Annotated in this window: 15 protein-coding genes; 6 read left to right on the top strand and 9 right to left on the bottom strand. The window is 43.1% G+C overall.

Features of this window, described 5'->3' with window-relative positions; translation table 11 throughout:
• The first annotated feature begins 84 nt into the window (after positions 1–84).
• The 3 genes from PK654_RS17180 to PK654_RS17170 all read left to right on the top strand — a co-directional run bounded on the left by PK654_RS17180 (position 85) and on the right by PK654_RS17170 (position 2,054).
• Positions 85–915 (top strand): AraC family transcriptional regulator, encoded by an 831-nt coding sequence (locus PK654_RS17180; RefSeq protein WP_271700233.1) that lies wholly within the window; start codon positions 85–87, stop codon positions 913–915.
• 69 nt (positions 916–984) lie between these two features.
• Positions 985–1,746 (top strand): AzlC family ABC transporter permease, encoded by a 762-nt coding sequence (locus PK654_RS17175; protein WP_271700232.1) that lies wholly within the window; start codon positions 985–987, stop codon positions 1,744–1,746.
• Positions 1,743–2,054: an AzlD domain-containing protein gene (locus PK654_RS17170; RefSeq protein WP_271700230.1), complete on the top strand. Its 312-nt coding sequence runs from the start codon at positions 1,743–1,745 to the stop codon at positions 2,052–2,054. The genes PK654_RS17175 and PK654_RS17170 overlap by 4 nt, the downstream gene beginning before the upstream one ends.
• A gap of 301 nt (positions 2,055–2,355) precedes the next feature.
• Here PK654_RS17170 and PK654_RS17165 read toward each other — a convergent pair whose 3' ends face one another.
• Positions 2,356–3,306 (bottom strand): sensor domain-containing diguanylate cyclase, encoded by a 951-nt coding sequence (locus tag PK654_RS17165; protein WP_271700229.1) that lies wholly within the window; start codon positions 3,304–3,306, stop codon positions 2,356–2,358.
• A gap of 306 nt (positions 3,307–3,612) precedes the next feature.
• Between PK654_RS17165 and PK654_RS17160 the strand changes: the two genes are divergently transcribed.
• Positions 3,613–3,963, top strand: coding sequence for a c-type cytochrome (locus PK654_RS17160; RefSeq protein WP_271700227.1), 351 nt, complete (start codon positions 3,613–3,615; stop codon positions 3,961–3,963).
• A 57-nt stretch (positions 3,964–4,020) separates the two neighbouring features.
• Here the strand turns inward: PK654_RS17160 and PK654_RS17155 are convergent, their stop codons facing one another.
• Together PK654_RS17155 and dhiT are read right to left on the bottom strand one after the other, a co-directional pair.
• Positions 4,021–4,716: a DUF2442 domain-containing protein gene (locus PK654_RS17155; RefSeq protein WP_271700226.1), complete on the bottom strand. Its 696-nt coding sequence runs from the start codon at positions 4,714–4,716 to the stop codon at positions 4,021–4,023.
• Entirely contained in the window at positions 4,713–4,979 is a 267-nt protein-coding gene (gene dhiT / locus PK654_RS17150; RefSeq protein WP_443088760.1) for a type II toxin-antitoxin system toxin DhiT, read from the bottom strand. Before dhiT ends, PK654_RS17155 begins: the two co-directional genes overlap by 4 nt.
• Positions 4,980–5,128: 149 nt before the next feature.
• Between dhiT and PK654_RS23050 the strand changes: the two genes are divergently transcribed.
• On the top strand, positions 5,129–5,245 hold the full coding sequence (locus PK654_RS23050) for a c-type cytochrome (protein ID WP_443088759.1): 117 nt from the start codon (positions 5,129–5,131) through the stop codon (positions 5,243–5,245).
• Positions 5,246–5,352: 107 nt separating this feature from the next.
• On the opposite strand, the gene PK654_RS17145 is transcribed toward PK654_RS23050, so the two are convergent.
• Both PK654_RS17145 and PK654_RS17140 read right to left on the bottom strand, forming a co-directional pair.
• Positions 5,353–5,901, bottom strand: a complete 549-nt coding sequence (locus PK654_RS17145) for a helix-turn-helix transcriptional regulator (RefSeq protein WP_271700225.1) — start codon at positions 5,899–5,901, stop codon at positions 5,353–5,355.
• Between the two features lie 566 nt (positions 5,902–6,467).
• Positions 6,468–7,532 carry a PLP-dependent cysteine synthase family protein gene (locus tag PK654_RS17140; RefSeq protein ID WP_271700711.1) on the bottom strand — a complete coding sequence of 355 codons (1,065 nt, stop codon included), beginning with the start codon at positions 7,530–7,532 and terminating at the stop codon, positions 6,468–6,470.
• A 472-nt stretch (positions 7,533–8,004) separates the two neighbouring features.
• Here PK654_RS17140 and PK654_RS17135 point away from each other — a divergent pair, with 472 nt between their 5' ends.
• A complete protein-coding gene (locus PK654_RS17135; protein WP_271700224.1) occupies positions 8,005–10,146 on the top strand; it encodes a CHASE3 domain-containing protein in 2,142 nt (713 codons plus the stop codon).
• 90 nt (positions 10,147–10,236) lie between these two features.
• Here PK654_RS17135 and PK654_RS17130 read toward each other — a convergent pair whose 3' ends face one another.
• The 4 genes from PK654_RS17130 to PK654_RS17115 all read right to left on the bottom strand — a co-directional run bounded on the left by PK654_RS17130 (position 10,237) and on the right by PK654_RS17115 (position 13,736).
• Positions 10,237–10,656 (bottom strand): helix-turn-helix domain-containing protein, encoded by a 420-nt coding sequence (locus PK654_RS17130; protein ID WP_271700222.1) that lies wholly within the window; start codon positions 10,654–10,656, stop codon positions 10,237–10,239.
• 210 nt (positions 10,657–10,866) lie between these two features.
• A complete protein-coding gene (locus PK654_RS17125) occupies positions 10,867–11,568 on the bottom strand; it encodes an HNH endonuclease family protein (RefSeq protein WP_271700221.1) in 702 nt (233 codons plus the stop codon).
• 448 nt (positions 11,569–12,016) lie between these two features.
• The gene (locus PK654_RS17120) at positions 12,017–13,081 is read right to left on the bottom strand and encodes a hypothetical protein (RefSeq protein WP_271700220.1); all 1,065 of its coding nucleotides are present in this window, start codon (positions 13,079–13,081) and stop codon (positions 12,017–12,019) included.
• Positions 13,044–13,736, bottom strand: a complete 693-nt coding sequence (locus tag PK654_RS17115) for a pilus assembly protein (RefSeq protein WP_271700219.1) — start codon at positions 13,734–13,736, stop codon at positions 13,044–13,046. The genes PK654_RS17120 and PK654_RS17115 overlap by 38 nt, the downstream gene beginning before the upstream one ends.
• Between the last annotated feature and the right edge of the window lie 3 nt (positions 13,737–13,739).

Genomic DNA, 13,739 nt, shown 5'->3' with positions numbered 1-13,739 from the left:
TTAAACAAAAAAAGCAATTTTGTACAAAACAAAGCTGCCCCATAAAGTAAACTTATAAAAACACCCGAAAAATCACTCTTGTATATGGCTAAGAAAAAAAATGCAGAACAGGCAAATTTCACAGTCGCCGATGAATTCGGCGGCCTTGAGATACTTGATGCCAAATACGAGAAACAGAACTTCTCCATGCACAGCCATGAAGGTTATACAGTAGGCGTAATTGAAAAAGGGGCGCAACGCTTTTACCGCACGGGCGGTCATCATATCGCGCCGAAAGACACCATTATTCTGGTTAATGCCGATCAGGTTCATAGTGGTCACTCGGCATCAGAAGGCGGCTGGCAATATAAAGCCATGTATCCGCTTCCGGAGCAGTTTGAAGGAATAACCCGAGAGCTTAACCTGCCAAACTATGGTGCACCCTATTTTAGCCAGCCGGTAGTTAATGACCCCGAACTGGCCAATCAGTTGCGGCTGGTGTTCGATACACTGGAAAACTCAGATAATCGCCTGCTGCGGGAGACTTTGCTGTACAGAACCTTTGTCAAACTTATCGCTAAGCACGGTAAGTCTTCCCTGACAGTAAAAGATGCCCGGCATCCGAAACGCCAGACTCATCTGGTAAAAGAGTTCCTTGATGATTTTCCGCAAACGGATGTGTCGCTGGACGATTTGGCAAAGCTGGCTAATCTTAGTCCTTACCATCTGGTTCGATCCTTTCAGAAAGAGTATGGCTTGCCACCGCACGCCTATCAGATTCAGTCCCGTCTCAGACTGGCAAGAAAGCTACTAAAACAGGGGCATTCCATTTCGGATACTGCACAAGAATCGGGCTTTCACGATCAAAGTCATTTCCACCGTCACTTTAAACGTGCCATGGGCTTTACCCCCGGCCAGTACCTGAAAATGATCTAAACCCGCGCAAATTTATACAATCCCCATTGAGCACTCTCTTCTAATTTGGTTAGAAAAAGAGGAGATTGTATGAGTATTGAGTTCACCGACACGCCCGCGCAAATAGCGCATTCCGGCAGGCAACAGTTGCTAAAAGGCATTCTGGCAGTAATGCCCCTGTGTATTGCCGTAGTTCCATGGGGAATACTGGCAGGATCCTTTGCTATTGAAGCCGGTCTATCCACATTTGAAGCGCAAGCCATGTCTGCCATTCTGTTTGCAGGGTCTGCACAACTGGTTGCCGTAGGTATGTTTAAAGCCGGAGTCGGTATCGGTACACTGCTGCTGACCACTTTTTTTATCACTTCAAGGCATCTGCTCTACAGCGTATCCCTGCGTGACAGAATCAGCACTCTGCCGCTTCGCTGGCGTCTGATACTGGGCTTCTGGCTGACGGATGAACTGTTCGCCGTTTGTGCAAATCAATCACAAAGGGAGTTTAACAAGTGGTATGCGCTGGGAGCAGGAGGTGCTTTCTATGTTGTGTGGAATCTGGCCACCTTTGCCGGCATAGTGGCGGGAAACTATATCCCCGGCCTGACTGAAGCCGGATTAGACTTTGCTGTTGCCGCTACGTTTATTGCGCTGGTTGTCCCCGGAGTTAAAAGCTATCCGGTTCTGGCGGCCGTCATTGTGTCACTGGTTATCTCTGTGCTCTGTACTCACTACCAGATCGAAGGAGCCCTGATGATCGCCTCAATAGCCGGAATGCTAACCGGCTACTGGTGTGAATCTGTTACTAAGCAAAAACAAAACTCGACTGACCATTCCACAGAAGGAGAAAAACAATGATTATGCTATCCATACTTGCTATGACAGTGATTGTGTTTCTCAGCCGTTATCTGTTTCTGGAACCTGCCATACCATTAAGGCTTAACCCAACTGCACAGAAGATATTGAACTACTCCAGCCCTGCCGTTCTCACCGCCATCTGGGCACCTATTGTCTTTCTGCCGGGGGGAGAGCTGAACCTGAATCCACTAAACCCTTATCTGATAGGAGCGCTGGTTGCTGCGTTGGTGGCATGGAAAAGCAAAAATGTTATCGCAACCGCCGGTATCAGTATGGCGCTATTTCTGCTATTAAAATGGCTGCTATAAAAAAAGCCGCAAACTAAGCCACAGAAACAAGTAAGCCGTATAAGAGTAAGAACATTCGACTCACTCTTATACGGCTTTACTTTACGGATTAGTGTGCGGTTATGCGAAAGCAAATACTGACATTAATACGGTTACAGACAGAATACAGATACGTTCAATAACACCAACCGAGTTCACTTCAATCATTTCAGGTTTCATAGATACCTCCAAACAGAATTACAATGTATATACATTGTAATTCCAATTGAATAACATGTCTAGTTTGAAAATGATTAGTCTGTTTAGCTTGCTGCTTTATTAATCAAACCTTTGCATTGGCTTTTTCTGAATAATTGATGGCAGAGCTAACGATACGGTCACGACCGCCATTTTTAGCCTGATAAAGCAGCTTGTCAGCGAAGTCGATAAAGGTATACATATCCGTATCCGGAGTAGGCTGCGTAGTAGCAAGGCCAATACTGATGGTCACAGGTTGACTAAACTCAGGGCTATCTTTTACAAATGAGTAATTACGGATTTCACTTTGAACTCGCTGTGCTATTTTCCGTGCCTGCGACAGATTTGTATGACTCAACAACAGCATAAACTCTTCTCCGCCATATCGTGCACAGATATCATATGGCCTTCTGGCGAAGCCCTTCAGGACACTCGCCACTTCCACCAAAACTTGATCTCCGGTGGGATGACCGTAGTTGTCATTGATTAACTTAAAGTGATCAATATCTATAAAAATCAACGAAAGCGATTTCTTGCTTCTCGCTAATTCCCGCCATTGAAGCGCCAGATACTCATCAAATTTTCTCCGGTTAGCAATGCCGGTTAACGGGTCAAGCACCGCTAACTCAGCCGCACGTTGCTCAGCAAGTTTGCGCTTAGTAATATTCTGATGGGTAATTACAATACAGCGAGAGCTATCTGTATAAAATGGCACCGCCCTCATCATAAACCAACGTTGCTCTGTCGGGCTATGACAAGGATACTCAAAGTAGAAAGAGGCCATCTCAGAGCTGATTAGCTCGGTTAACCCTTCAACAACGACTTTGGCATCTTCGTCTCCGGCTTTGGCCGCTTTCTCACAAGTGGTGAGATAATTTTGATTTAACCATGACACTTTTTCGTTGTACTCATTACAGTCACCAAAGTGCTGCCAGCTATCATTTACGTAGATTATTTTTCCGGAAAGGTCGATTACGGCAAGCTGCTCAGGCAACGAGTCAAGAATTGAATAATAAAAGGCTTTTGACATTTCCATTTAACCTACCTTCTTCCTCTCTCGTTCGTCACCTTTCCAGTAAGTTTAGATACCTCTAAAGTACTAGTTGAATCTAACTAAACATAGTAGTTCAATGGAAGTGTGTCTAATTTCATATTAGATAAAAGAGATATACCTCTACGTGCCATTTTATTCGGCCAGACAGGGAGAATTTCAAAAGCTGGCTCATGAAGAGTATTACCGCCAACATTAGCTGATAATCATACGGAGATAGCTTCACATTTTATCCACGCCAGTCTCACTACCATGCTAATCATCAATAACAGAATAAGTGAAAGTGAAGCTATGAAGTCTCTTTTTAAAACTGCCGCAATTAGCCTGATACTGATGTCCTCAACGAGCTATGTACAGGCTGGTATCGCTCAGACTGGTATCAGCAACGGCAAAACAAAATATACTCAGTACTGTCAGGTGTGCCACGGTGTTTCAGGGCATGGCGACGGTACTGCGGCGGCGACCCTGCCAAACCAGCCTTCCAATATCGCCAAAAAACTGAACAAATTGTTCGCCTCAAAAGAGAAGCTGGCGGGCAAAGTCCTGAACGGTAAAGTGGATAAAGGCATGCCCGCATGGAACGGCATTCTGAGTAAGCAGGACACTCTTGATATCTTTGCTTATATTCAGTCGGTGCAGTAGTGGATTTGCAGGGTAATATTTTGAACAGTGTTACTTTCCAAAGCACAGTTAACCTGATTAACTCCTGTTATTGCTACTTAATGGATTGTGAGACTTTATTAACTGAGACTCCATTTGCATGGGGTTGTACTTCTTAAAAATATACGGACTGTTTTTGCTGATCAGATTATTTTCTCCACAAGCTAAACTAGCAGAGTACTCATGTTTAAGCTGGTTAGCAGCATCTGTGTTCCCACCAACAGATTCAGCAAGCATATTATAAACACCATGAGCCAGCTCGATTAAAGTACTAAATTTAGGGGAATTTTTGTTGTGCAAAGACTTATATATGCTGGGGCGGCTCTTTATTGAAGTGACTTGCTGAACATTAGAAACACCAAGTTTATCAACAAAGCCTTTAATCGCTGCCTGAAAAATATCTGGGCGTTTCATGGTCACAGAGTCCCATAAAGCTTGTTTAACTACTGCTTCAAAATCATCAGGCATAGGGGGCATTTCAGACTCACTAACAAGTTTATAGCGTCCTTTAAGAACGGTGAGATCATGTAATGACTGATTTTCCAGTTTTACTCCGTTCGCCCAATAAAGTCCGTCATCTTCTAGTGAAAAGTGACAAAACTCTTCTTCTGGCAACCCTTCATTTAAAGCAGTAGTAAAATAGGAAGTTAAGTCAACTTTACCCTGAAGACCATTGGAAAATTGAAGTTCTAGTTCGAAGCCTTGTTGCCAATCTACATCAACGATTTTAATCATGGTTCAATCATTCTCACTGGTTCACCGTTAACGGCCTTATTCCATTGCTCTAAAAGAGCACCTTGATGGTTTTCAATGTAATCTAATGCTTTTTTAAGCTTTTTTGCGGGTAAATAGCCAGCTATAGCTTCTATGTTATCTATAGCAATAGAAATCTCGTACTCACCAAATTTGACGTGTATATGGGGGCGATGATGAGGTTCATGTCCTTCAAACTGCATTCTGAAGATCATTCCGAGATATCGTCTCAATATTTCCGGCATAGTTAGATTCTTTGACAAGACTACACTTGTATCCTTTAGGATACAAGTAAACATATTGCCCTATTATATCTAACAGAGAAAAAGGATTTTGAACTAGTATTGTTAAGTCATTCTAAAACTTACATAATTTGTCGGGACACACACCTCAGATGTTGGCGACCAAAGTCCTGAACGGTAAAGTGGATAAAGGCATGCCCGCATGGAACGGCATTCTGAATAAGCAGGACACTCTTGATATCTTTGCTTATATTCAGTCGGTGCAGTAGTGATAGGAAGGTTTGAGAGCATGATTAGCGGGTAGTACCCTCTTTGTCATCAATAGACAATGCAAGACCCGCATAATCATCGAAAATGCGGGCCTGATTAAATCTCGTTAACTGGCTTGGTGTAGTTTGCCAAGTAGTTCTTTAGCGTTCTGATAAAAAGTAACATTACGCATCTGCAAAGATACATTGATGGTTTCAGTAAACTCTGCACTTCTGGCAAGTTCTTCACTTGCCTTACCATGAGCATTTAACCAAGCAGCAATTTCAGACCATTTCCACAAAGGGTTTTTGCTATCAATTTTACGCTTTGGACTAGGGAACCCTCCGGAACCACGATTGCCTTTCGAATAACGTGATAGTGTTGATTTAGTTATTCCGGATAAAATCGCCGCATCCGTTAGCCCAACCCACTCTCCTGCATCGACAGACACAACACGTAAAAAATCTATCTTTTCAATATCTTTCAATGCGCTAATTACTGCATTTTCATAGCTGTTTGATTCTCTATCAAACGTTACATACAAAGTTCCATTCATTACAGCAACAGTCCCGTCATCACAACCAGCTTCATAAAGCAGATCAGATAGCTCAAACAACTGCTCATCAGTTAAAACATCGGTCTTATTAGTGATTAGGTGAAAGTGGTAGTGTCTCATACGTCTCCTCCCTTACTCTGATTCTAAAGAGGTATAAATTTGAGATAGCAAAATAAACACCAGTTAATAGTGATTATTAGCCTTAGGGGCACTTGGAAGTTTTACGCCTGATATCTTTGGCATGATTCTCCATATTTTTAGGAGTAGACCATACTGAGAACATATGTTCTGTATGACCTAACTTGCATTTTAAGCGTCCCTTACAATGCCCTTTAGGACTTGGAAACCATTCCCAGCCATTACTAACAGCTTCTTCAATAGCTTGGTTGATTTCCTTATTCTGATGGTAAGTACCCAATAAGAAATTCCTCCGAAAACAACGTAAGCTGCGCTACCTCAAATTTTAAAGAACATGTTGCCCCGACCTGTCAACAAGTGTAACCACTCATTTAGCAAGCGTCAACAAGTGTTGCCACATGCTCTTAATTTAGCGCACAAGAAACTGTGCATGAACAATCTAGGGTTGCAACATTTGAGAGCTAATATTTATCAGAGTTGCGAGTGACTTATAGATATTCACCTGGATCCTTTTATCCATAATACTTAGCTGCTGATGGTCATTAGTACTACAAACGGCCTGCACCTTCAAAAGTCTCAAGTTTGTCCATATATGGCTGTATATCACCGACATTCTTATTTACCCACTCAGGGTTGTAGTAGGTGTCTAAGTAACGGTCACCACTATCGCACAGAAGGGTAACAATGGAACCTGTCTCACCGCGGCTTTTCATTTCAGCGGCTAACTGAAGCGCACCATAAACATTAGTACCTGTTGAGGCTCCCACCCGGCGACCAAGGATTTTTTCCAGCCATAGAGTTGTTGCAATAGAGGCTGCATCGGGGATCTTTCGCATCTCATCAATCACCCCGGCAATAAAGCTTGGTTCCACCCGGGGGCGTCCTATTCCTTCAATTCGGCTGCCCTTATCTGAGGTTATATCCCTATTGCCATTTTGATAGTAGTCGTAAAAAACTGAGTGTTCAGGATCGACAACACACAGCTTAGTATCATGCTTTTGGTAACGGATAAAGCGGCCGATAGTGGCAGATGTGCCACCGGTGCCAGGGCTCATAACAACCCAAGCCGGAACCGGATGTTCTTCCAGTGCCATCTGGCTAAAGATAGAATCAGCAATATTGTTGTTACCACGCCAGTCTGTTGCGCGCTCAGCATAAGTAAACTGATCCATATAGTGACCATTCAGCTCTTTCGCCAGACGATGAGACTCGGCATAGATCTGATCAGAACGGTCAACAAGGTGCGCTTTACCTCCGTAAAACTCTATCTGCTCAATCTTACGTTGTGCAGTACTTTTCGGCATCACGGCAATAAAGGGCAAGCCGAGTAAGCGGGCAAAGTAGGCTTCTGACACCGCGGTACTGCCGGACGAAGACTCAATAATAGTGGTTTTCGGGCCAACCCAGCCATTACAGATAGCAAAAAGAAACAGAGAACGGGCAAGGCGGTGTTTTAACGATCCCGTAGGGTGTGTGCTTTCATCTTTCAGGTAGATATCAATGCCATCTATACAAGGCAGGTCAAGTTTGATCAAATGGGTGTCGGCTGAACGTTGGTAATCCGCTTCAATTTTACGCACCGCATTATTTATCCAGTCATGGTCTTTGTGCATCATCGATATCTCTTTAATTGGCTGTGTAGATAATTTACCTACCTGGAGAGAGAATTCCTTTGCTAAATTCACACTAACTTCACCAGAACATAGAATTATATTACTCATCACGGCCATTTTAAGGAAATTATTTCTCCTGACATTGGTAAGGTTTTTCCGCAAATATATAGTCTACCCAGCCTCCTCAGCCTGTTAACTCAATCTCTTCACGCTTAACTTATTCATTTATCTAACAAAGTTTCTCCAGACAAATTATGCTAGCCAAGATTCTGGCTGTATTTGAGTTTCACTAGCGCAGAGATAGTTACAGGCAGAGAAACAGGGAGGGCAACTTGGCCGGAAAATAACTTGTGAACAATAAACTCTGAGAGATAGTGAAAGTTTGATCAACGTAGGATTTAAATACTCATTCTTTACTAATATTTTTGTTAATAACGATTTTCTAATACTTGGTTTTATTAGGAGAGATCACATGAGTATAAATCTTAGTTTCAAAGGCAAATTGCTGTCTAGTTATGCGTTGATTCTTGGTTTAATGCTGATAGTAACCACCACAGTATTCTTCAGCGTTCAATCTCTCGACAACAATTTCAAATGGGTTAACCACACCCACAATGTTCTTGCTGAAGCGTCCAGTATTGAGGCTGCAGCTGTGGATATGGAGACGGGTATGCGGGGCTTCCTGTTGGCAGGTAAAGAGAGCTTTCTGGCCCCTTATAATCAAGGGGGGGGAAGGTTTACCTCCCTTGTCCGCAAACTACGCAACACGGTATCAGATAACCCACAGCAAGTCGGTTTGCTTGATGATATTAGCAACACCATTCAACAATGGCAGACAAACGTCACTCAGCCCACCATCCAACTGCGAAGAGACATTGGCGATGCGCAGACTATGAATGATATGGCGGCCTTGATCAGGCAGGCAAAAGGTAAAGTCTATTTTGATAAATTCCGTCGTCAGATGGCTACTTTTATCGACAGAGAGCAGACCCTGCTGGAGCAGCGTCAGGCTCAGGCGAGTCGCAGTAACGATTTAAGTGAGATCCGCCAGCTAAACGACTGGGTTGAGCACACTTATAAGGTGATTGGGGAGGCGACCTCTTTAGTGCTTGCCGCCGTCAATATGGAAACCGGTATGCGGGGATTTTTGCTGGCCGGTCACGAAGACTTTCTGCAACCGTTCAATCAGGGGAAATCAGATTTCTATACCATTATCAGCCAACTGAGCAAAACGGTCTCTGATAACCCTCAACAAGTCAGTTTATTAGCCGAGACAAAAGAAACTATTGATGAATGGATTAACCAGGTGGTGGAACAACAGATTGCCCTCCGGCGTGACATTGGTGACGCAAAAACGATGGATGACATGGCAGATACCGTCGCAGAAGCCAAAGGTAAAGTCTATTTCGATAAGTTCCGCGAGCAGATAAAGCTCTTTAAAGAGAGAGAAAGCAGCTTAATGAACAAGCGGATGGCATTACTGGAAAGCACAGAAAACACCGTTCTGTTGGTTTCTACACTTGGTACCATCATAGCGATAGTTATCGGAGTTTTTGTTGCACTGTTTCTGACTAAACATGTTATGGGTGTACTGGGTGGAGAACCCACTTTTATCGCCGAAATGGTAAAATCTGTTGCGCTGGGCAAGCTCAATGTTGCTAACAAGTCCGGAGCTAAGGCACAAGGTATCTACGCTGAAATGCTTAATATGGTGAAATCTCTGGATGACAAGGCTCATCTGGCGAAAAACATCTCAGCTGGTGAACTAAATCATAAAGTGACATTAGCTTCAAACGATGACCTGTTAGGTGTTGCCCTTAAAGAGATGAACCAGAATTTAAATGATGTCCTGTCCGAGACACAACACGTCAGTAGTGAAATCACTCAGGGCAGCGGAAGTGTATCTGAAACAAGCCATAGCTTATCTGAAGGGGCAACTCAGCAGGCGCAAAGTCTGGAAAGCATCTCTGCTTCCCTGAACCAGCTCGTCACTCAAATCAACAGCAACGCCGGTAATGCCGAACAGGCTCAGACTTTAACAGTGAATGCCCGCGACATTGCTGATACTGGTAAGTCTCAAATGAACAGTATGGTTCAGGCTATGAGTGAGATTTCTGAAGCGAGTGAAAGTATCTCTGAGTTTATAAACACTATCGACGATATCGCAGATCAAACAAACCTATTAGCGTTGAACGCCGCAATAGAAGCAGCCCGTGCAGGAGAACAAGGCCGCGGGTTTGCAGTGGTGGCAGATGAAGTGCGCGAACTAGCAGCCCGAAGCAGTAAGGCAGCAGAGCAGACTTCGAAACTTATCGCCAGCTCCGTAGACAAAACCGCTAACGGCAGTCAGATTGCCAGAGAGACAGAACAAAGTCTGGAAGAGATCTTTAAAGGCATTAACCAGACCGCCGAACTTGTCTCGGAGATCGCCAGCGCCTGCAGAGAACAGGCCATCGGCGCAGAAGAGATCAATAAAGGCATTTCAGATATAGATACAGTGACCCAGCAAAACAGCGGTATCGCTCATGAGAGTGCCGCAGCCGCAGAGCAACTTGCTCAGCAAGCTCAATCACTGGAAAACATTTTGTCCAAGTTTACCTTAATGCAAAAATAGAAATAGGATAGAGCGGCCGCAGTAAAAGCGGCCTTCTAAATCCAGAACCTCTAACAAGCTTAATAAGTTCTTCGCTGTGTTGTTCAGGAATCAGAAAAACAGAGATGGATTTATACCAAACCGCTCGGATAAGGCTGCGATATGTTTTTTGGTTAGGTTCTTTTTACCGTTAAGGATCTGAGAAACAAGACTCTTTTTTCCAATCTCATTTTCAAAATCGTGCATTTTCAGCTCGTGCTGCTCCATAAGAACGCGCAACATTGCGATACCGCTATCCAGCCCCTCCTGTACTTTATTAAACTTTTCAAACTCAAGAGCCGAATCTTCATACCGTTCAATGGCAAGGCTGAGTAACTCGATAAGCGTCAGGTTGTTATCGTAGTCTTCAATCAGCTCTTCCACTAACGCGAGCGCCTGTTCGTGCTCCTCTTCTGAATGAATAGCAGAAAGAAAAGGGATACTAACCTGAAGTTCCTGCATTAAAGAACTAACCTTTGCTGTATTAAACATGAGTAACTCCTATGACTTCGAGTAGCGTTTACAGAGCTTGTCGTATTCCGCATGAGAAACTATGTGTTTGACTACATTCGACTGTGCCTGAACTACTTACGTTTACAACAAGTAAACTATGAAGTTTGCCAAAACTACGAGTGACTTCTAACCAAATAGGGGCGATATTTCTATCTGCCCCTACGCATTTCAGGTTCGAGTAACAAAAGCTTATTTACAGTATCTCTCTTTCAGGCTGGCCAACTGTTCCGCTTCTTTGCGGGGAACAATAACCTGATACTTCTTCACGATTCGGTTAAACCTAAGAATATATTGGCACTGGTTATCTGGTGGTAGCCATTCGGCCGGCCCTTTTGCCCCTTTTTGCCGGTTAAGGGAGGCTTCCACACTGATCAGGTTGGCCGGATCATTAGCGAACTCGACTCTTTTTACTTTACTCCATTGGCCAGCACCGCGCTCCCATGCCCACTTCAGAGGCACCACATGGTCGATATCAACTTTTTTGGCATCGTATATGGTTTTTCCGGTAAACAGAGAAACCCACTTACCTTTTTCCACCAGACATTGATCGTCTGATTTATAGCTGACTAATGCGATAGATTGCTCAATCAGAATTTCCGCCCGGGTATTTTGGCAGTCTTTGTCTTGATCCGCCCAGCCATGGCCAAAGTAACTACGCTCGTATTTGCCCGTTTTTACCTTGTTTGCCTGCTTGGGTTTTGCCTGATTTTTTGGCCGCTTACCACCAGCGGCTAAACACTCATTTAGTGTGGCAAAAGCCGTAAAGTTCTTGGTTCTTTTATAGCTGGCTGAATCGCTGGTGTGGCAGATTTTACTGGTACTCATTTTCACCACGTCAGTAGCATTAGCACTGAAGCTCAGTACGCTAAATAGAATTAAAAGCCATTTCATTGGATTATCCTTTTAGTTTTACAGTACTTTATACCGATAAAACTAACTGAAAAACAACCCAATTTCAGTTGAAGATTGCTTATTTCTTATTTGTGATTACTTGCGTTCCACTCAGCCTTAGAACCAAATGACTATCCTCAATCCTTCCTCACACTCATACGCGGGAGTGTATAACTGAACCAATTACCTATTGTCGAATCAGAGCCTCTTCCAGAAAGGCGATTTACAAAGTGAAGGGAGCGAAACTAAGAGTAGGGGCTGAATGGTGTGTACTATATCCATCAATTAAACAACTCTTAGGTATGACGAAATCAGAGTCTGGTAAGCACCGAAAAAAGGGAACTCACAGCCGTAGTTAAGCGTGGGAGCACGAATCTCAAACACAAAAAAGAGAACCCAGTTAAATAGGTTCTCCTTGTTTATTACTAGCTAGATAAATGAATTTCGTCTACATATCCAGTCCAAAGCGCACGGTTACAATATCCTGGTACTTTCCTTCTCCAACCGTTCCGTACTTCAGGTTTTCAAAAGAGAAAACCAAATCGAAATCGACACCTTTACCGGGGTTAGAAATTTTTGATATTTTTTGCTTTAAATTTCCTGCTTCTACTACGTTTTTTTTATCACATTTGGTGCATAACAGGTTATATGGAATGGTATCGGACGAACTTGCCCCTATTAGGTGAAACTTACTTTTATCTCTCGCAGATTCAAACTCCATTTTAACTCCCGGTTCCAGTTCCCCAGAGATCCTGACGTGATATGTGGTCTTTCCCGAAACGCTATTATCTGAAGTGTCGTATTCGAGAGTAAACGTCCCGTCTCCGAGAACAGTCACTTCATCGAAAAAATACGGAGTATAATCAATGGAAAAAATAATTTTGGTGTTGTAAGTTTGATAAGTTGTCGCCGTATCGTATTTCATATAATAAGTAAGCGGCAGATCGATAGCGGCGAAGTAATATCCGGCAGGTGCACCTTTAAACTCCTCAACGATATTGTTCATTTGAAATATGCTGCGATAAAAGTCAAATGGCGGGTATTTAGCTTTCGCTTTTAAGTCTAAGTTTGCCATGCATAACGAACCCTCCAGCTCCCGCAAGGTAAACTCAAACTGGTTGTTTCTTGAGCTCACATGAGTACATATGTTGGCAACGGAGTTTACTTGTCGTCCGGTAAAGTGACTACCTGCAATAAACTGAACTCCGATATGATCAAACGATACCTCTACCTCATTTCCTTTCGCCGATCTAAACATAATACTGGTTAGCGGGCTCTTCTGAAAAGTTGGAGTCCACTCATAAGTAGGAAATAAGTTAAGTACACTGGCCGGCTGCCAAATCAGCTGTTGGACATAATCTTCAATTTCGTTTGCCGTTATCCAGACCAACTCATCACCAACAATTTTTGCTCTTATATTGTTAGAGGCACAAACAGCATGGGTGTATAAGCTGGCGACAGCAACAATCGTCAGGCTATATAGATACTTGTTCATTAATACTTTCATTTGCATTAATCACTCTGAATGTAATGGTTTCCTTTTCTGCATACTCAGCGGGCAGCTTAAATGTCTTTTCAGCACCGGCTAAAAGCTTGTACTGATAGATACAATCGCTGGAAAAGCCTTTCTTGCAGGTATTTAGAACGGCATTTAACATGGTGTTACTGTTATTACTGAACTTAAACTCCCGCTTATTAATACGGGTAAGCTGGTAATTCAGGTCCACCTCTGAAGCCGGGTCCATAAAATAGATTCGGTATCCAAAAGCAACGGAAACCGCTGAACTTTCGCTATCTTTCACATAGGGGTATGGATTAACATCCACAACATAAACCTGATCTTCACTAAACCGGCAGGATTGCATTGCACAATCATTTCGCATTCTGATGGTACGGGTTTCCCCATCTTTAAGGATAATCTGGCTGGGATTAACAGAAAATGTCCAACTCGCTAAGTTATCTTTATTAACTTTAGTGACCACTTTTTTCCCATTTTCATAGTTCACTTTTGCGATTTCCAGATTAATAAACATATCTTTGCCATCATTATTGGCAATAGAGAAATCAGCAAAGTGCCGGTCATTAGCAACCTCAAACAGGCTACTTACTGCCACAGCGTGAGAAAGAAAGCTGGCGAATAAGGTGATAAATAAAGTGAGTACTCTCATAAT

The organism is Vibrio sp. SCSIO 43137, from assembly GCF_028201475.1.
Classification (GTDB): domain Bacteria; phylum Pseudomonadota; class Gammaproteobacteria; order Enterobacterales; family Vibrionaceae; genus Vibrio.
This window is presented reverse-complemented; position numbering and strand designations above follow the sequence as displayed.